The sequence below is a fragment of the Streptomyces sp. NBC_01268 genome, from assembly GCF_036240795.1.
Classification (GTDB): Bacteria; Actinomycetota; Actinomycetes; order Streptomycetales; family Streptomycetaceae; genus Streptomyces.
In genome coordinates, this window is sequence record NZ_CP108454.1 from 3,881,782 (window position 1) to 3,899,444 (window position 17,663).

Below are 17,663 nucleotides of genomic sequence, written 5' to 3' on the forward strand. Positions count from 1 at the left end.
GTCGGGGCCGGGCTCAGATCATCAGGACGATCCGCCCCGGCCGGTGCCCCGACTCCGCCCTGCGGTGGGCCTCGGCGGCCTCCTCCAGGGGCATCACGTCGGCCACCCGGGTGATGAGCTCGCGGGACGCCACCTGCTCCAGGATGCCGGCCAGGGCGGCCGCGTCGGGGCGGCCGACGACCGTGTGGACCTCGATGTCGCGTTCGGCCGTCGGGGTGCGGTCGGCGGCCAGGGAGACGAAGCGGCCGCCGTCCTTCAGGGCGGCCACCACCGGCGTGCCGACGAGGGCGCCGTCGAAGACGCCGTCGACGCGTTCGGGGGCGTACTCCAGGACCCCGGCGAGCACCTTGGCGGGGTCTCCGCGCGGCACGCAGTGCTGGGCGCCGAGGACCTTCAGCTCGCTCTCGTCGCCCTCGTAGGAGACGCCCACCACGCGCAGCCCGGCCGCCGCGGCCAGCTGGACGGCGAAGCGGCCGACGACGCCGCTGGCGCCCGTCACGAGGAGGGTGGAGCCCGGGGGGAGGGCCAGCTTGGCGAGGCCCTGGCGGGCGGTGATCGCGGCCAGCGGGACGGAGGCGGCGGCCGTGAAGTCGACGTCCTCCGGGATCGGCGCCAGCCACGCCGGGTCGACGCGGACGACCTCCGCGTACGTGCCCTCGCCCGTCAGCTCGTCGAACCAGGGCATGAAGCCCGCCACCCGGGTGCCTACCTCCAGGGGGCCGGCCGGGTCGAGGAGGCGGCCCGCGAAGTCCGTGCCGAGGACGAACGGGGGCCGCAGGCCGCCGAGCGCGTCGACGTACAGGCCGGACCTGATCCTCAGGTCCGCCACGGTCACACCGGCCGCCTTGAGCCGTACCCGGACCTTGCCCGGCACGTCCCCGGCCTCGGGTTCCGGGCGGCGGGCCATGTTCAGGACCTCGGGTCCGCCGTAGGCGGTGACTTCGACGACACGCATGGGGTTTCTCCTCCTGCGGCAGCCCCCTCGTGGCCATTACACCCACGCCCGGCACCCCCGGCAACAGGGGTGAGGGATGCGGGGGACCTCCCGCGGAGAAGCTGCGGGAAAGCGGCGGTGAACTTGACGGAAGGACGAACACCGGGTGGCGGGATCGTCGGCCGCCCCACCGGCTCGTACGCGCGTCCGTACCGTGGCGCCCGTGGACTGGGTCAGCCCCGAGAACGTCATCGCCGTCGTCACCGCGCTGCTCGGCGTCGTGGTGACCTTCGGCGTGCTCGCCATCGAGCGGCGGGTGCCGCGCCGCAAGCGGATCGGCTACCGCGTGCAACTGGACACTCCCGTGGGCGAGCGGGACAACCCCGACGTGGGGCTCTTCCACGGGCAGCCGGACATGGCGGACGCCACCCTCGTCCTGCTGCGGATCGAGAACGACGGGGCCGTCTCCATCGGCCGCGAGGACTACCAGCTGGAGGAGCACGGGCTGACGGTGGAGTTCGGCCCCCGGCGGGTACGGGCGGTCGCCGCGACCGAGGCGCCCTTCACCTCCGCCGCCCTGAGCCACGGCGGCAGCCAGGTCCGGCTCCCCAAGGTGCCGCTCAACCGGGGTCAGTACGTCAAGCTGCTGGCCCTGCTCACCGGCGGGCCCGTCGACACCCCCGTCACCGTCACCGGTGGCCTCCGCGACGGCGACATCCACATCAACCACAGCACGACCCTGGACCACACCCCGCCCACCTTCAGCCGCGCCGCCCGGGCCGTGACGATCGTCCTCACCGTCTGCGTCATCGTCCTCGCCTCGATCATCGTGGTCCGCGACGACGCCCCGCCGCCCATGGGCTGCGCGCACGGCACCCTCACCGTCACCGGCTCCACGGCCTTCGCGCCCGTCATGCGCGACCTGGCCCGGCAGTACGAGGAGGACTGCGAGGGCGCCACCGTCCTCGTCGACGTGCACGGCTCCACCGCCGGGATACGGGAGCTCGCCGAGCAGGGCGCCAAGAACGCCAAGGGCGCACCCGCGCTCATCGCCCTGTCCGACGGGCGCAAGCCGGACGGCTACCCCCAGCTGCGCGAGAGCATGGTCGCCGTCTCCCTCTTCACCCTCGTCCTCAACGACGACGTCCCGCTGGCAGACCTGTCGCTGGAGGCGGTACGGCGCGTCTACCGCGGCGACGTCGTCAACTGGCGCGAGCTCGGCGGGCCCGACCTCCCCGTGCGGCTGGTCAGCCGTGACGCCAACTCCGGCACCCGCGAGGTCTTCCAGCGGCGGGTCCTCGGCCGCAACGAGCCCGCCAACTCCTCCCGCGACTGCACCCACAAGGACGACCCCGAGGCGCGGGTCGTGCGCTGCGAGCTCGACAGCACCGACCAGGTCCTGTCGACCGTCGCCACGCTCCCCGGCGCCATCGGCTACAGCGAACTGCGCTCCGGCAGCGGCCTGAAGGGCCTGCACCGGGTCGGCGTCGACGGGCGGCGCCCGAACGTGGACGAGATCGGCTCCTCGCCCTACCCGTACCGGGAGATCGAGTACGCCTACACCTGGGGCGTGCCGCCCGCGGACTCGCTGACCTCCAGCTTCCTCACCTTCCTCAGCCGGGGCGGCGGCCAGGCCGTCATCAGCACCCACGGGCACCTGCCGTGCGCCACCCCGAAGGGCCTCAGGATCTGCGGCGAGGGGTGAGCAGCGGGACCCGTCCGCGTCCCCGTCTGGCATTCTCTGTCGACGTGGATCCCTTGAACGCGGAAGACCCGGTCACCGTAGGGCCGTTCCGGCTGATCGGCCGGCTCGGCGTGGGCGGCATGGGCCGGGTGTTCCTGGCCCGCTCGGCCGGCGGGCGCACGGTCGCCGTGAAGGTCGTGCACGCGGAGCTCGCCGCGCAGGACGAGTTCCGGCGCCGGTTCGCCCGCGAGGTCGCCGCGCTGGAGCGGGTCGGCGGCACCGGCACCGCGCCCGTGCTCGGCTCGGACACCGGGGCCGAACTGCCCTGGGTCGCCGTCGGATACGTGCCGGGTCCCTCGCTGCGGACCGTCGTCGGTGACGAGTACGGGCCGCTGCCGCCCGACAGCGTCCGCACCCTCGCCTCCGGGCTCGCCCGCGCCCTCGTCCACGTGCACGCGGCGGGGCTGGTCCACCGCGATCTGAAGCCCTCGAACGTCCTGCTGACGGTCGACGGCCCGAAGATCATCGACTTCGGCATCGCGCGGGCCGTCGACACCGTCACCGACGGCGGCCTGACCAGCACCGGCGCGGTCGTCGGGTCCCCCGGCTTCATGTCCCCCGAACAGGTGCGGGGCGAGAAGCTCACGCCCGCCTCCGACGTGTTCTGCCTGGGCTCCGTCCTCGCGTACGCGGCGACCGGGCGGACCCCGTTCGGCGGGGCGGACAGCGGCGTGCACGCCACCATGTTCCGCATCGCGCACGACGAGCCCGACCTGACGGACCTCGCGCCCGAACTCAGCGGGCTCATCCGGGCCTGCCTCACCAAGGACGCCGCCGGGCGGCCCACCGCGACCGAGCTCGTCGACACCCTCCAGGTCACCGAGCCCTGGCTGCCCGCCGACCTCCTGGCCCGACTCGGCCGCCACGCGGCCCTGCTCCTGGAGACCGAGGCGGAGGCCGCGCCGGTCGCGGAACGCACCGCGCCGCCCGCCCCGGAGGCCGCCACGGAGCCCGCCGCGGACACCGCCCCGCGCCGCCGCCGGCGCGGGCTCACCGCCGCCCTCACGGCCCTCGCCGTCGTGGGTGCCGCCGTCCTCGCGTACGCCTCCTGGCCGTACACGGGCGGCGGGACCGGCGGGACGGACGGCAAGGGGCGCGGCGCGGGGAGCTCCGCCCCGGGGCGCCCCGCCGGGATCGTCCCGGCCGCGTTCCTCGGCGCCTGGGAGGGTGTCCTGCGGGGCGCCGCGGACGCCCCGTACGAGACCAGCCGGATCGAGATCAGCCAGGGCGCGGCGGGCAGCAGGAGCGCCGTCTACACCCATGTCACCGGGGAACGCCTGTGCATCGGGCGGGCCGTGCTGCTCTCCGCCACCGACGCCGAACTCGTCCTGGGCGACGCCGAGATCACCGCGAGCGTGCCCGCCCAGCGCTGCACCCCGGCCGCCCGCCAGACGCTCCGGCTGCGGGCCAACGAGGTCGTCGAGTGGAGCTCCGGCGTCGCCAGGAGCACGTTCCAGCGCGCCGGGACCGGTGCGGCCGTCGTCCCGGCCACGCTGCTCGGCACCTGGAACCAGGTGCCGCTCGGCGGGACGGCGCCCCCCGAGGCCGACCGCTGGGTCAACCGCCTGACCGTCTCCCAGGGCCCGGTCGGCGCCCCCCTCGTCCGCGTCGAGCAGTCGTACCCGCGCACCGACTCCGACGGCAACAACACGTCCGAGAACGTCAACTGCACCGCCACCGCGGTCGTCGGCGGCGCGGGCCCGCTCCTCGTCGTCGGCCCCCAGACCCGCGACCCGGACGTGTGGGACCCGGACTGCGTCGAGGACGGCTCCACCAACCTGCGCATCGTCCGCTACCAGGGCAAGGACCGGCTCCTCGTCTACGGGATGTCGGCGGACGGGGAGCCGGGGGAGTACCAGCGGGGTTAGCGGGCGGCCGCGCCGGCCGACCCGGTGGCCGGCGCCGCGGACCCGCCCGCCGGCCCGGTGGCCGCCTTGGCCGCCGCCCCCGTCACCGCCCCCGCCGCCCGGGCGTAGTCGTGGACGGCCGGGCGGGGGTCGTCGGCGCGCCAGGCGAGGGCGAAGCGGCACTCCGAGATGCCGTCGACGGGGCGGGTGACGACGCCGTCGCGGGCGAGGAGCGGGGCGTTGCCGGTGGCGACCAGGCAGACGCCGAGGCCGTCGACGAGGGCCTCGTACGTCTCGTCGGCGGAGGCGATCTCGGCGCCGATCCGGGGCGGGCGGCCGCCGCGGGCGTCGACGGCCAGCCAGTGGTCGCGCAGTTCGGGGCTGTCCTCGGGGAGGGCGAGGAAGGGTTCGTCGAGGAGCTCGGCGAAGGGGACGCGGGCGCGGGCGGCGAGCGGGTGGGTCCCGGGGAGGGCGACCAGGCGCGGTTCGGTGGCGACGACGACCCAGCGGTAGCGCTCGGCGTCGGCGAGCGGCAGCCAGACGAAGGCCACGTCGCTGGTGCCGTCGGCGAGGCCGGCCGTGGGGTCCTCCCAGCCGACCTGGCGCAGCCGGAGCCGGGCCTCGGGGTGCCGTTCGGTGAAGCGGGAGCGGATCGCGGGGAGCAGCCCGCCGCGGCCGGGGCTGGTGGACATGCCGATGACGAGCGTGGCGTGCCGGGCCGCCCGGACCTCCTTGAGGGCCGTCTCGCCCTCCGCCCAGGCGGCGAGCACCGCCCGCGCGTGCGGCAGCAGGGCCGCACCGGCGCCGGTGAGGCGTACGGTGCGCCGGTCGCGGTCGAACAGGGCGGTGCCGAGCTGCCGTTCCAGGGCGCGGATCTGTTTGCTGAGCGCGGGCTGGGAGACGTAGAGCCGTTCGGCGGCGCGGGTGAAGTGGAGCTCCTCGGCCACCGCGACGAAGTAGCGCAGATCCCGGCCGTGCACGTCGTTGCTCGTCATGCCCTCTGGCTATCACAGTGGATCTTGGACGGACAACGCCCTTTGCCCGCAGTCTCGTTGACAGAGATCGGGCTACGAGGGGAACAGAACACATGAGCAGGGTCTGGTTGGTCACCGGGGCGAACAGCGGCTTCGGGCGCGCCTTCGCCGAGGCCGCGATCGGCGCCGGAGACGTCGTGGTCGCCGCCGCGCGCCGTACGGGCACCCTGGACGACCTGGTGGCCGCCCACCCCGACCAGGTCGAGGCCGTCGCCCTGGACGTCACCGACCACGCCGCCGTCGACCGGGTGGTCGCCGAGGTCGCGGAGCGCCACGGGCGCATCGACGTCCTGGTCAACAACGCCGGCCGCACCCACGTCGGTTCGGTGGAGGAGACGGACGACGCCGAGCTGCGCTCGCTCTTCGACGTGCACGTCTTCGGGCCGGCCGCGCTGACCCGGGCCGTCCTGCCGCACATGCGGGCCCGCAGGTCCGGCGCGATCGTGCAGCTCAGCAGCGTCGGCGGGCAGATGTCGATGGCCGGCTTCGGCGCCTACAGCGCCACCAAGTTCGCCCTGGAGGGCCTGTCCGAGGCGCTCGCCGCCGAGGTGAACCCGCTCGGCATCCGCGTCCTGATCGTGGAGCCCGGCGCCTTCCGCACCTCGCTCTTCGGCAACGGCAGCCTCAGCACCGACAGCATCGCCGACTACGCCGACACGGTCGGCGCCACCCGCGCCTTCGTCGAGGGCGGCGACGGCGGCCAGGCCGGCGACCCGGCGAAGGCCGCGGCGGCCGTCCTCGCGGCCCTCGGCGCCGAGGAGCCGCCGCTGCGGCTCGCGCTCGGCTCCGACTCGATCGACACGATCTACGGGCACCTGGAGCAGGTGCGGGGCGACCTGGCGGCCTGGGAGAAGGTCGGTCGGGAGACCGGGTTCGACGCGTGAGGCGCAGGACCGTACGGCGGTCGCGGACGTAGCCGCGGACGCACCGAGGGCCCGCGCCCCGTCGTGAAGACGGGGCGCGGGCCCTCGGGCTCACAGCCTGGCGGCCTCCAGGCCTCCGGGCCTCCGGGCCTCCAGCCCTCTGGGCCTCTCGGCCTGTCGGACTCTCGGCCTGTCGGCCTGTCGGACTAGGAGAGGAACGAGTTGATCTCGATCGTCTCGGTGCGGCCCGGGCCCACGCCGATCGCGGAGATCGGGGCGCCGGACATCTCCTCCAGGGCCTTCACGTACGCCTGCGCGTTCTTCGGCAGGTCGGCGAAGGTCTGGGCCTTGGTGATGTCCTCGGACCAGCCCGGCAGCATCTCGTAGATCGGCTTCGCGTGGTGGAAGTCGGTCTGCGAGTAGGGCAGCTCCTCGACGCGCTTGCCGTCGATCTCGTACGCGACGCAGACCGGGATCTGCTCCCAGCCGGTCAGCACGTCCAGCTTGGTGAGGAAGAAGTCGGTCAGGCCGTTCACGCGGGTCGCGTAGCGGGCGATGACCGCGTCGAACCAGCCGCAGCGACGGTCACGGCCGGTGGTCACACCGCGCTCGCCACCGATGCGGCGCAGGGCCTCGCCGTCCGCGTCGAAGAGCTCGGTCGGGAACGGGCCGGCGCCGACGCGGGTCGTGTACGCCTTGAGGATGCCGATGACGCGGCTGATCTTCGTCGGGCCCACGCCCGCACCCGTGCAGGCACCGCCGGCGGTCGGGTTCGAGGAGGTGACGAAGGGGTACGTGCCGTGGTCGACGTCGAGCAGGGTGCCCTGGCCGCCCTCGAAGAGCACGACCTTGTCGTCGTCGAGCGCCTTGTTGAGGATCAGCGTGGTGTCCGCGACGAACGGCTTGATCTGCTCCGCGTACTGGAGCATCTCCTCCACGATCTGCTCCGCCTCGATCGCGCGGCGGTTGTACAGCTTGGCGAGCAGCTGGTTCTTGCCCTCCAGCGCCGCCTCGACCTTCTGGGAGAGGATCGACTCGTCGTACAGGTCCTGGACCCGGATGCCGACGCGGTTGATCTTGTCGGCGTAGGTCGGACCGATGCCGCGACCGGTCGTACCGATCTTGCGCTTGCCGAGGAACCGTTCCGTCACCTTGTCGAGCGTGACGTTGTACGGGGTGATCAGGTGGGCATTGCCGCTGATCAGGAGCTTCGACGTGTCCACGCCGCGCTCGTTCAGTCCGCTCAGCTCGGAGAGCAGGACCGCCGGGTCGACGACGACACCGTTTCCGATCACCGGGGTGCACCCCGGGGAGAGGATTCCGGAAGGGAGAAGATGCAGTGCGTACTTCTGGTCGCCTACGACGACCGTGTGGCCGGCATTGTTGCCGCCCTGGTAGCGCACCACATAGTCAACGGATCCACCGAGGAGGTCGGTGGCCTTTCCCTTGCCCTCGTCACCCCACTGAGCACCGAGCAGCACAAGTGCGGGCACAGGCGTACACCCCTTCCGGGTGGGGCATGTCCAAGGTCAGGGGGCGTACGCCGCCTCACCGGTGTGCCCCGGAATAGACGAAGCCCCTGGCGCAATAGCGCAAGGGGCTCTTGCACAAAGATGCTACCCGAGGAAGGACCGAGGTGTCGGATCACGACCAGCTGCTGGTCATCATCGACCCGGTCGCCCGCCGAATGGACGGCGAGTCCGTGCGCATCGCGAAGGATGTGCTGTCAGCCGGCGCGGAAACGAAGATCTGCCTGCCGGACGGTCCGGAGGAATTCGCCAGGCTCCTGTCCCGGCGCGGCTCCCGGCGCCCCGTCGTCCTCGGCGACGACCGCGCGCTGCTCCGTGCGGTGACCCTGCTCCACCGGGACCGCGAGCCCTCCCCCACGCCCCTGGCGCTCGTCCCGATCGGCGCTCCGGACCGGCTCCAGGTCGCCCGCGCGCTCGGCGTGCCGCCGGGCACCGTGGCGGCCGCCCGGACGGTCCTGGACGGCGTGGCGCGCCGCCTGGACCTGCTCGTGGACGACAGCGGCGGGGTCGTCCTGCACCGCCTGGACGTCCCGGCGGCCCGCCTGCTCGCCGCGGCGCCGCCCACCGTCTGGGACACCTGCCGCTCCCTGGTCCGCACCCTGGTCCGCCCGGCTCCCGCGCCCCTCCTGGCGCGCGCCCACCGGCTGCGGGTGGAGGCGGACGGAGTGCTGCTCAGCGACGTGGACACCCCGCTGGAGGGCCTGACCGTGCGCGCCCTGGGCGGCTCGGCCGCCCTGACCCTCGCCCCGGCCGGCGCCCCGCCGGTGCACGCCACCGCCCAGACCCTGACGGTCACCGGACCCGACTTCCGCTACCGCGCCGACGCCACGGTGTCGGGGCCGGTGCGGCGGCGGGAGTGGACGGTCCGGGCCGGGTCCTGGGGGCTCACGCTTCCCCGGGAGGCCGGCGCGGTCTAGCCTCCCCGAGGGGTGCGTGATCACAGGGAAACGGGGGGTTCGTGGTGGAGTGCGCGCTGAACCGGGAGGCGACCCGGCGGGGGCTCGGGGGCTACCGGAGGCAGGCGGAACGGGGCACGTGGGCGGGGGCGGCCCTCGTGGTCACCGGTCTCGTCCTCCTCCTGCTGCCGATCGAGGCCTCCTGGGCGACGGACGCGGCCGCGGGCCTGGGCGTCGCCGGCCTGATCGCGCTCGGCATCGCCCTCAGTGCCCTGCGGAACGCCGGGCGGATGCGGCGGGCGCTGGCGACGGGACCGTGGTCGGCCCACCCGGCCGTGGCGGTCGTCCGCGGCGGCATGGTGCCTCCGTCGATCGTCCTGGGCGACCCGGACGGCGGGCACGCGTGGCCGTTCGCCCTGGCGGCGGCGAAGCAGCGGTACGAGCGGGTGCTGCCGGGCCCCGACGGCGTGCTGTGGTGGTGCGGCGACCCGGACCGGGGCGGCGTGATCGCCGCGCCCGGCGGCGAGGAGCTGGTCTGGGCCCGGCCGGTACGCGGCCACCACACCCGCAACCGGACCATCGGGCTCGCGGCGACCGCGGGACTCTTCGCCCGACCGGCGGCCGTCGGACCGGCGGCCTCCCCCGTCACCGTCCCGGGGACCGTCACCGTCCCCGGGACCGTGAGCGGGAGCGACGCCGAGGGCGGAGCCCGGCCCGAACCGCACGCCCGGCGCCTCCCGACCTACGCCGCCCTTGCCGCCGCCGCCCGGCGCCAGGCCCTCCCGGCGGCCGGCCGGCCGCCGCGCCGCGAGGCGGACGTGCGGACCGTGCCGTGGTGGCGGGTGCGCTCGCTGCGGCGCGTGTCGGGGCTGCCGAGGCTGCTGGTCTCGCCGGTCCCCGTCGTGACCGGGCTGCTGATGCTGGGCCGTACGAGTGACTACCCCGCCGTCGTGGCGTACGCCGTCATCGCGCTCGGCGTGGGCGCCGTCCTGTACTCCGGCCGGAGCTTCCTCGCCTCCGGCCGCGCCACCGCCGCGCTGCTCGCCCGGGCCGCGCGGGCCGCCGATCCCGTACCGAAGCGGTACGCCCTGCTGTTCGACCCGGTCGGCGGCGCTCCGGTGCTGGTGCTGTTCCCGTACGGCGGGGAGCCGGAGGACCGGCCCGAAGGGGTGGTCCGGCTGTATCCGCCGGGCACGCCGAAGGAACCCCGCAAGGGGCTGCCCGCGGGCCCGTCCGGCCTGGTGGAGCTGCGGGGCGGGCCCGAGGGCGCCGGTCACGGCGGTCGGGTGGTCGTGCCCTGGATCGAGGGGCGGCCGCTGTGGCCCTGCGGGCCGTTCGAGGAGCTGCGGCCGGGCGATCCGGCGGCCCGGGAGTACCTGGAGCGGCTCGCCCCGCCTCAGGGGGCTTCGGGGGTCCCGGCTCCCTGAGCCTGCTTGCGGGCCCGCCAGCGGTCCATCAGGCCGAGCGTCTCCTGCTGGAGGAACTCGAAGAACTCGGCCGTCTCGGCCGTCCGGGTGCCGGCCGCCGTGTCGGGGCCGAGGGCCTCCGAGCCGTCCTTGAGGACCTTCTCCCAGCGGGTGAGGATCTGGTCGCGGCGGGTGAAGGTCTCGTACCAGAGCTCGTTGTGCAGGACGTAGCGGTCGCGGCGGGTGCCGGGGTCGCGCTCCCGGGTGACCATGCTGACCTGGCTGAGGTAGCGGATCGCGCCGGAGACCGCGGCGGGGCTGATCCGGAGCCGTTCGGCCAGCTCGGCCGAGGTCATCGAGGCCGTCTCGGAGGCCAGCAGCGCCGCGAAGACGCGGGCGGCCATGCGCTGCATGCCGGCCTCCGTGAGCTCGGCGGCGAAGCGCTCGACGAAGCGGGAGACCGCCTCTTCGTTGGTCGTCGTCATGCCTTCCACTATCTCACCCACTTTCTACGCTTCCTTAACTTCACAAGTTTGTGAAAGTAGCGTACGTTCTGAAGCATGACGAAGGCAATCACGGTGGCCGGGCTCCACAAGGCGTTCGGCCGCACCCACGCGCTGGACGGCCTCGACCTCGATGTCGCGGCCGGCGAGGTCCACGGCTTCCTCGGCCCGAACGGCGCCGGGAAGTCCACCACCATCCGGGTCCTGCTCGGCCTGCTCCGCGCCGACTCCGGGCAGGTGCGGCTGCTCGGCAAAGACCCCTGGGCCGACGCCGTCGAACTGCACCGCCGGATCGCCTACGTCCCCGGCGACGTCACCCTCTGGCGCAACCTCTCCGGCGGCGAGGTCATCGACCTGTACGGACGGCTGCGCGGAGGCCTCGACCCGGCGCGCCGGGCCCGGCTCGTCGAGCGGTTCGAGCTCGACCCGACCAAGAAGGGCCGGACCTACTCCAAGGGCAACCGGCAGAAGGTCGCCCTGGTCGCCGCCTTCGCCTCCGACGCGGAGCTCTTCGTCCTCGACGAGCCCACCAGCGGACTCGACCCGCTGATGGAGGAGGTCTTCCAGCAGTGCGTCGGCGAGGCGCGCGAGCGCGGGGCGACCGTGCTGCTGTCCAGCCACATCCTCAGCGAGGTCGAGACCCTCTGCGACCGGGTCAGCATCATCCGCAAGGGCCGCACCGTCGAGACCGGCTCCCTCGCCGAACTGCGCCACCTCACCCGCACCAGCGTCGTCGCCGAACTCGCCGCGCCGCCCGCCGGACTCGACGGGCTGCCCGGCGTCCACGGCCTGGACGTGCAGGGGCCGCGGGTGTCGCTCCAGGTCGACACCGACAAGCTGGACGCGGTCCTGCGCGCACTCACCGACGCCGGGATCCGCAGCCTCACCTCCACCCCGCCCACCCTGGAGGAACTCTTCCTCCGCCACTACTCGGACGAGGCAGCGGACGCGGCCGCGGACGCCGGGTCGGAGTCGGGCACGGAAGCCGGGGCGATCGCGCGATGAGTACGGCCGCCCTCACCGGCACCGGGTCCCTCACCCGGCTCGCCCTGCGCCGCGACCGGCTCACGCTGCCGGTCTGGGCCCTGGTCACCGGCGGCATGGTCGCCAGCGGCGCCGGCTCCCTCGAAAGCCTCTACGGCACCGCCGCGCAACGCGCCGAGCTCGCCGCCTCCATGAACGCCAACAGCTCGATGCGGTCGCTGTACGGGCCGGTCTTCGACGACTCCCTCGGCGCTCTCGTCGCCTGGCGGTTCGGCACCTTCGCCGCCGTGCTCGCCGCCGTGATGAGCCTGATCATCGTCGTACGGCACACCCGCGAGGAGGAGGAGACGGGCCGTCAGGAGATGCTGTCGGCCGCCGCGGTGGGCCGCCGGGCCCCGCTGACCGCCGCCCTGCTCGCCGCGCTCGCCGCCAACGCCGCCGTCGCCCTGATCGTCACCGTCGGGCTCGCCGGACAGGGCGCCGCCGGGGCGCTCGCCCTCGGCCTCGCGATCGGCGGGACCGGCATGGTCTTCGCGACCCTCGCCGCGATCGTCGCCCAGCTCACCGAGAGCGCCCGGCTCGCCAAGGGCCTGACGGCCGGCCTCCTCGGCCTCGCCTTCGTGCTCCGCGCGGCCGGCGACTCGGGGACGGCGGACGGCGGGTCGGCGCTCACCTGGATCTCCCCCGTCGGCTGGGCCGAACAGGTCCGCGCCTTCGCCGGCGCACGCTGGTGGGTGCTGCTCCTGACCGCCGCGGCGATCGGCGTCCAGACCTGCGCCGCGTACGCGCTGACCGCCCGCCGGGACGTCGGCATGAGCTTCCTGCCCAGCCGTCCCGGCCCCGCCACCGGGCGGCTCGCGACGGCCGGTGCCCTCGCCTGGCGGCTCCAGCGCGGCACGCTGCTCGGCTGGTCGCTCGGCTTCCTGCTCGGCGGCCTGGTCTTCGGCGGCATGGCCGAGGGCGCGGCCGAACTCGTCGGCGACAACGAGCGGGCCCGGGAGATCTTCGAGCGGATGGGCGGACAGAGCGCCCTCACCGACGCCTTCCTCGCCACCATGGGCGGCCTGTTCGGCATGGTCGCCGCCCTGTTCGCGGTCGGTTCGGTGCTGCGGCTGCACGCCGAGGAGACCTCGCAGCGCGCCGAACCGCTGCTCGCCGCCCCCGTCGGCCGACTGCGCTGGGCGGCCGGGCACCTGATGGTCGCGTTCGCCGGGTCGGCGCTGATCCTGCTGCTCAGCGGGGTGGGCCTGGCCCTCTCGTACGGGCACGATCTCGGCCCGGTCGTGGGCGCCTCGCTCGCCCAGCTGCCCGCCGTCTGGACGCTGGCCGGTCTCGCGGTGCTGCTCTGGGGCGCCGCCCCGAAGGCCGCCGTCGGCGCCTGGGGCGTGGCCGGGGTGTGCCTGGCGCTCGGCTGGATCGGCCCGGCGCTCGGTCTGCCGCAGGCCGTCCTGGACCTCTCGCCCTTCGCCCACCTGCCGAAGCTGCCCGGCCACGAGGTCGCCTGGACCCCGCTGCTGGCCCTCACGGCGCTCGCGGCGGCCCTGGTGGCGGGCGGTCTCGCGGGGCTGCGGCGCCGGGACATGACGAGCTGAGGACCGGCCCCGTACGGGAGGGCTACCACCCGCACGGGTACGGGACACAGGTGACGGAGGGCCCCCGCCGGAGTGATCCGGTGGGGGCCCTCCCGTGACCGCGCGGGCCGTCACACCTCGACGAGCAGCTCCTCGAAGCCCCGGATGACGTACCCCGGCTTCCACACCGGCTCCGCGGCGAGCCGGAGGCCCGGTGCCCGGCGGAGCAGTTCGCCGAAGACGGCGGTCAGCTCCAGGCGGGCGAGCGGGGCGCCGAGGCAGTAGTGGATGCCGGCGCCGAAGGTGAGGTGCGGGTTGTCGGCGCGGGTGAGGTCGAGCCGGTCGGCGGTCGGGCCGAAGCGGGCGGGGTCGCGGTTGGCGGAGCCGAAGAGCAGGGCGACCTCGGAGCCGCGCGGGATGACCCGGCCGCCGATCTCGATGTCGTCGAGGACCCAGCGCTCGAACATCTGGAGCGGGGTGTCGTAGCGCAGAAGTTCGTCCACAGCTGTGGACAACTTTTCGGGATCGGGCTCCGGGCCGGTGCCGAGCTCCGGCCGGACGCCGTGCGAGAGCAGCGTCCGGAAGCCGTTGACCGTGGTGTTCACGGTGGCCTCGTGACCGGCGTTCAGGAGCAGCACGCAAGTGGAGATCATCTCCTGCTCGGACAGCTCCGCCACGCCGATCAGTGCCGAGATCAGGTCGTCCCCCGGATCCTTGCGGCGGCGGGCGATCAACTCCCGCAGGTAGTCGGAGAACTCGATCGAGGCGTGGACCGCGCGGCGGGCCGTCTCCGCCGAGGGGTTCAGCTCGAACATGCCGCAGATGTCCGCGGACCAGGGGCGCAGCCGCCCCCGTTCCTCGTCGCCCTCCGGGATGCCGAGCATCTCGGCGATCACCGCCACGGGGAGCGGTTCGGCGACGGTCGCGAGCAGGTCGCCGCCGCCGTTCGCGACCAGCTCCCCCACCAGCTCCCCGGCGAGCCGCCGCACCGTCGGCGCCAGGTCCGCCACGGTCCGGGGGGTGAACGCCTTGGAGACGAGCCGCCGGATCCGGGTGTGGTCGGCGCCCTCCAGGTCGAGCAGCCCGTGGTCGTTGAGCGTGTGGAAGGGCTCGTGGGCGGCGTCGGGGGCCTCGCGCCCGAACTCCTCGTGGCTGAAGCGGTGCGTGTACGTACGCCCGAGGCGGCGGTCCCGCAGCAGCGCGGAGACGTCCGCGTAGTGCGGGATCAGCCACTGGCGGGTCGGCGCGTACCAGTGGGCACGGCCGGCGGCGCGCAGCTCCGCGTACGCGGGGTAGGGATCGGCGACGAACTCCGGGGACCAGGGGTCGAAGGCAGCGTCCATGACCGGACGCTACCCCCGCCGCCGCCCCCGGTCCCGCCCGCGCCGACGGCCGGCGGGACCCTAGCCGCCGACCTGCACCAGCCGTGCCTCGTAGGCGAAGACCGCCGCCTGGGTCCGGTCGCGCAGGCCCAGCTTCACCAGGATCCGGCTGACGTGCGTCTTGATCGTGGACTCGGCGACCACCAGGTGGTCGGCGATCTCGACGTTCGACAGGCCCTGCGCGATCAGCACGAGGACCTCCGTCTCGCGCTCGGTCAGCTCGCCGATCTGCGCCATGGCGGGCGGGCGCGGGGAGACCGCGGAGCGGGCGAACTCGGTGATCAGGCGCTTGGTGACGGTCGGCGCGAGCAGCGCCTCGCCGGCCGCGACCACCCGGACGCCGTCGGCGAGCTGCCGGGCCGAGGCGTCCTTGAGCAGGAAGCCGGAGGCCCCGGCGCGCAGCGCCTGGTACACGTACTCGTCGAGGTCGAAGGTGGTGAGGACGAGCACCTTCGCGTCGGCGTCGGCGGCGACGATCTCCCGGGTGGCGTCGATGCCGTTCAGCTCCGGCATGCGGATGTCCATGAGGACGACGTCGGGGTGGAGCGCGGCGACCTGTGCGACGGCCTCGCGCCCGTTGACGGCCTCGCCGACGACCTCGATGTCCGGCATGGCGCCGAGCAGCACGGAGAAACCCTCGCGGACCATCATCTGGTCGTCGACGATCAGGACCCGGATCGTCATTCGACGACCTCCTCACGCGGGACGGGGATGTACGCGGTCACGGCGTAGCCGCCCTCGTCGGTCGGCTCGGCCGTCATCTCGCCGTTGAGCATGGCGACCCGCTCCCGCATGCCGGTGATGCCGTGGCCGGCCCCCGGCGAGGGCTTCACCAGACCCCGCGCGGCTCCGTTGACGATCCGCAGCCCGAGGCCGCCGAGGACATGGCTGACCTCGACCTTCGCGCCGGCGCCCGGAGCGTGCCGCAGCACGTTCGAGAGGGCCTCCTGCACGATCCGGTACGCCGAGAGCTCCACGCCCTGGGGGAGCTCCCGCACGGCTCCGGTGACCGTCAGCTCCACGTCCAGACCGGCCTCGCGGACGTTGCCGACCAGGTGGTCGAGGTCGGCGAGGGTGGGCTGCGGGGCGTCCGGCGCCTCGTAGTCCTCCGCGCGGACCACGCCGAGGACCCGGCGCAGCTCGGTCAGGGCGGCCACGGCGTTCTCGCGGATGGTCACGAAGGCCTGCTCCAGCTCCGGCGGGGGGTTCTCGACCCGGTACGGGGCGGCCTCGGCCTGGATCGCGACCACCGACATGTGGTGGGCGACGACGTCGTGGAGCTCGCGGGCGATGGTGGTGCGCTCCTCCAGGAGCGTGCGCTTCGAACGCTCCACGGCGGTCACCGACTGCTGGGCGGTGACCTCGCGGGCGGCCTCCCGGCGGACCTGGCGGACGGTGACGACGAGCAGGATCAACGCGGAGAAGAACAGCAGCTGGGGGGAGTCGTTGGTGAGGCCGATGCCGAGCAGGAAGCTGGTGACGAAGGCGTATCCGGCGGTGATCAGCCACATCCAGCCGGCCGTGCGCGGCCGGGTGCGCAGGGCGACGACCGTGAGGACGACGAGGTGGGCGGCGAGGGAGTTCGGCTCCCACGGCCACATGCCCGAGGCGCCCATGTAGGCGAGGAACGGGGTCGCGGCGAGCGAGGCCCAGAACGCGAGCACCGGCCGTACGAGGGTGAGCAGCACCGTCGCGGTGGGGACGCCCGCGTAGAACATGCCGGTCAGGCCGCGGTAGCCGACGCTGCCGGTGGTGAAGCCGATGGCGAACACGATCACGGCGAGGCCGACGACCACGGCGTGCGGGAGCAGGCCGGCGTGGACCCGTATGGGCTTCGGGAGGAAGCGGGTCAGCCCGCGCTCCACGTCCATGCGGGGCAGCGGGCGGTAGGCGTTGGCACCGTCGAGGAGATCCGCCCGCAGACCGCCGAGCGCCTTCATCGTCAGGCGGAGCTCGGGGCTGCGGCTCGTTTCGGGGGTCTGGGTCGTCGAAGTCACCCGACCACGGTACGGGTGGGCGGTGACGGGGGTCGTCCCGCTGGATGCGGATCCTCGGGGGTCCGCCTTGAGGACTACGGCGGGGGCGCGGGCCCGGACCGCGCTACCAGGCCAGCTGGGCGATCTCCTCCGCGACCACCGCGCACGCGTCCGCCGCCGGGTCGATGAGGGGGAAGTGGCCGGCGTCCTCCAGGAGGGTGAAGCCGACCGTCTCGCCCGCCTTGGCCGCCGCGTCGACGTAGGCCTCGGCGACGGCGGGCGGGACGACGGTGTCCTCGCGGCCCTGCACGACGGTCGTGGCGATGCCGGTCGGGAGGAGGAGCGACGGGTCGGCGAAGGCCGCGCGGGCGTCCGACTGGGCGGCTCCGCCCAGGAGTTGGGTCACCGCCCCGCCGCACACGTCGAGCTCGACGGCCCGCGCGAAGTGCGCGATCGGGGCGAGGGCGACCACCCCGCGCAGCGCGGGCGGGGCGGGCAGGCGCCAGGGGGAGCCAGCGGGCAGGACGTGGCGGGCGGCGGCCCACAGGGCCAGGTGGCCGCCGGCGGAGTGGCCGGTCAGGACGATCCGGCGCGGATCGGCCGCCGGGAGCGCCCGCGCCGCCAGGTCGGGGAGGGCGTCGAGGGCGGCGGCCACGTCGTCGAAGGTCTCGGGCCAGCGTCCGGCGACCGGTGCCGTGCCGCCCTGCCGGGGGATGTCGCCGCCGCGCCGGTACTCGACGTTCGCCACGGCGAAGCCGTGCCGGGCCAGGAAGTCCACGAAGGGGGTGAGGTGCTGCCGGTCGTACGGGCCGCGCCAGGCGCCGCCGTGCAGGGCGACCACGAGCGGCGCGCTCGGGCTCCCGTCGCGCGGGGCGTAGAAGTCGACGACCTGGTCGGGGTGGGCACCGTACGCGGCGGAGGCGTCCGGGGCGACGGCCGGGTGCGAGAGGGCCGAGGCCTCCTCGGCGGCGTCGCGCGCGGCGGGGTCCGGCAT

The 17,663-nt window shown here is 74.5% G+C and carries 15 protein-coding genes; 7 read left to right on the plus strand and 8 right to left on the minus strand.

Annotation, left to right across the window (positions count from 1 at the left end; genetic code table 11):
- Positions 1–13 precede the first annotated feature (13 nt).
- Entirely contained in the window at positions 14–955 is a 942-nt protein-coding gene (locus OG309_RS17175) for an NADP-dependent oxidoreductase (protein ID WP_329421850.1), read from the minus strand.
- Between the two features lie 202 nt (positions 956–1,157).
- Here OG309_RS17175 and OG309_RS17180 point away from each other — a divergent pair, with 202 nt between their 5' ends.
- Together OG309_RS17180 and OG309_RS17185 are read left to right on the plus strand one after the other, a co-directional pair.
- Positions 1,158–2,639 carry a substrate-binding domain-containing protein gene (locus OG309_RS17180; protein WP_329421852.1) on the plus strand — a complete coding sequence of 494 codons (1,482 nt, stop codon included), beginning with the start codon at positions 1,158–1,160 and terminating at the stop codon, positions 2,637–2,639.
- 44 nt (positions 2,640–2,683) lie between these two features.
- The gene (locus OG309_RS17185; protein WP_329421853.1) at positions 2,684–4,546 is read left to right on the plus strand and encodes a serine/threonine-protein kinase; all 1,863 of its coding nucleotides are present in this window, start codon (positions 2,684–2,686) and stop codon (positions 4,544–4,546) included.
- Here the strand turns inward: OG309_RS17185 and OG309_RS17190 are convergent.
- Positions 4,543–5,520 (minus strand): LysR family transcriptional regulator, encoded by a 978-nt coding sequence (locus tag OG309_RS17190; RefSeq protein ID WP_329421854.1) that lies wholly within the window; start codon positions 5,518–5,520, stop codon positions 4,543–4,545. The genes OG309_RS17185 and OG309_RS17190 overlap by 4 nt on opposite strands.
- Positions 5,521–5,612: 92 nt before the next feature.
- Between OG309_RS17190 and OG309_RS17195 the strand changes: the two genes are divergently transcribed.
- Positions 5,613–6,443, plus strand: coding sequence for an oxidoreductase (locus OG309_RS17195; protein WP_329421855.1), 831 nt, complete (start codon positions 5,613–5,615; stop codon positions 6,441–6,443).
- 185 nt (positions 6,444–6,628) lie between these two features.
- Here the strand turns inward: OG309_RS17195 and OG309_RS17200 are convergent, their stop codons facing one another.
- Positions 6,629–7,915: an adenylosuccinate synthase gene (locus OG309_RS17200; RefSeq protein ID WP_329421856.1), complete on the minus strand. Its 1,287-nt coding sequence runs from the start codon at positions 7,913–7,915 to the stop codon at positions 6,629–6,631.
- 143 nt (positions 7,916–8,058) lie between these two features.
- Here OG309_RS17200 and OG309_RS17205 point away from each other — a divergent pair, with 143 nt between their 5' ends.
- Positions 8,059–8,868: a diacylglycerol kinase gene (locus OG309_RS17205; protein WP_329421858.1), complete on the plus strand. Its 810-nt coding sequence runs from the start codon at positions 8,059–8,061 to the stop codon at positions 8,866–8,868.
- 41 nt (positions 8,869–8,909) lie between these two features.
- Positions 8,910–10,274 carry a hypothetical protein gene (locus tag OG309_RS17210; RefSeq protein WP_329421861.1) on the plus strand — a complete coding sequence of 455 codons (1,365 nt, stop codon included), beginning with the start codon at positions 8,910–8,912 and terminating at the stop codon, positions 10,272–10,274.
- Here the strand turns inward: OG309_RS17210 and OG309_RS17215 are convergent.
- The gene (locus OG309_RS17215; RefSeq protein WP_329421863.1) at positions 10,244–10,738 is read right to left on the minus strand and encodes a GbsR/MarR family transcriptional regulator; all 495 of its coding nucleotides are present in this window, start codon (positions 10,736–10,738) and stop codon (positions 10,244–10,246) included. The genes OG309_RS17210 and OG309_RS17215 overlap by 31 nt on opposite strands.
- Before the next feature lie 75 nt (positions 10,739–10,813).
- Between OG309_RS17215 and OG309_RS17220 the strand changes: the two genes are divergently transcribed.
- Together OG309_RS17220 and OG309_RS17225 are read left to right on the plus strand one after the other, a co-directional pair.
- Positions 10,814–11,761: an ABC transporter ATP-binding protein gene (locus OG309_RS17220; protein WP_329421864.1), complete on the plus strand. Its 948-nt coding sequence runs from the start codon at positions 10,814–10,816 to the stop codon at positions 11,759–11,761.
- Complete coding sequence (locus OG309_RS17225; RefSeq protein ID WP_329421866.1) at positions 11,758–13,332, plus strand: ABC transporter permease; 1,575 nt, start codon at positions 11,758–11,760, stop codon at positions 13,330–13,332. The genes OG309_RS17220 and OG309_RS17225 overlap by 4 nt, the downstream gene beginning before the upstream one ends.
- A gap of 110 nt (positions 13,333–13,442) precedes the next feature.
- On the opposite strand, the gene OG309_RS17230 is transcribed toward OG309_RS17225, so the two are convergent.
- The 4 genes from OG309_RS17230 to OG309_RS17245 all read right to left on the minus strand — a co-directional run bounded on the left by OG309_RS17230 (position 13,443) and on the right by OG309_RS17245 (position 17,663).
- A complete protein-coding gene (locus OG309_RS17230; RefSeq protein ID WP_329421869.1) occupies positions 13,443–14,654 on the minus strand; it encodes a cytochrome P450 in 1,212 nt (403 codons plus the stop codon).
- Between the two features lie 60 nt (positions 14,655–14,714).
- A complete protein-coding gene (locus OG309_RS17235; protein WP_329421871.1) occupies positions 14,715–15,377 on the minus strand; it encodes a response regulator transcription factor in 663 nt (220 codons plus the stop codon).
- Positions 15,374–16,690: a sensor histidine kinase gene (locus OG309_RS17240; RefSeq protein ID WP_402546394.1), complete on the minus strand. Its 1,317-nt coding sequence runs from the start codon at positions 16,688–16,690 to the stop codon at positions 15,374–15,376. The genes OG309_RS17235 and OG309_RS17240 overlap by 4 nt, the downstream gene beginning before the upstream one ends.
- A gap of 103 nt (positions 16,691–16,793) precedes the next feature.
- The gene (locus OG309_RS17245) at positions 16,794–17,663 is read right to left on the minus strand and encodes an alpha/beta hydrolase family protein (RefSeq protein WP_329421873.1); all 870 of its coding nucleotides are present in this window, start codon (positions 17,661–17,663) and stop codon (positions 16,794–16,796) included.

Coding starts and splice junctions, on each gene's coding strand:
- OG309_RS17195 (WP_329421855.1), top strand. CDS start 5,613: ATGAGCAGGGTCTGGTTGGTCACCGGGGCGAACAGCGGCTTCGGGCGC.
- OG309_RS17235 (WP_329421871.1), bottom strand. CDS start 15,377: ATGACGATCCGGGTCCTGATCGTCGACGACCAGATGATGGTCCGCGAG.
- OG309_RS17215 (WP_329421863.1), bottom strand. CDS start 10,738: ATGACGACGACCAACGAAGAGGCGGTCTCCCGCTTCGTCGAGCGCTTC.
- OG309_RS17220 (WP_329421864.1), top strand. CDS start 10,814: ATGACGAAGGCAATCACGGTGGCCGGGCTCCACAAGGCGTTCGGCCGC.
- OG309_RS17245 (WP_329421873.1), bottom strand. CDS start 17,663: ATGCCGGACCCCGCCGCGCGCGACGCCGCCGAGGAGGCCTCGGCCCTC.
- OG309_RS17190 (WP_329421854.1), bottom strand. CDS start 5,520: ATGACGAGCAACGACGTGCACGGCCGGGATCTGCGCTACTTCGTCGCG.
- OG309_RS17175 (WP_329421850.1), bottom strand. CDS start 955: ATGCGTGTCGTCGAAGTCACCGCCTACGGCGGACCCGAGGTCCTGAAC.
- OG309_RS17225 (WP_329421866.1), top strand. CDS start 11,758: ATGAGTACGGCCGCCCTCACCGGCACCGGGTCCCTCACCCGGCTCGCC.
- OG309_RS17230 (WP_329421869.1), bottom strand. CDS start 14,654: ATGGACGCTGCCTTCGACCCCTGGTCCCCGGAGTTCGTCGCCGATCCC.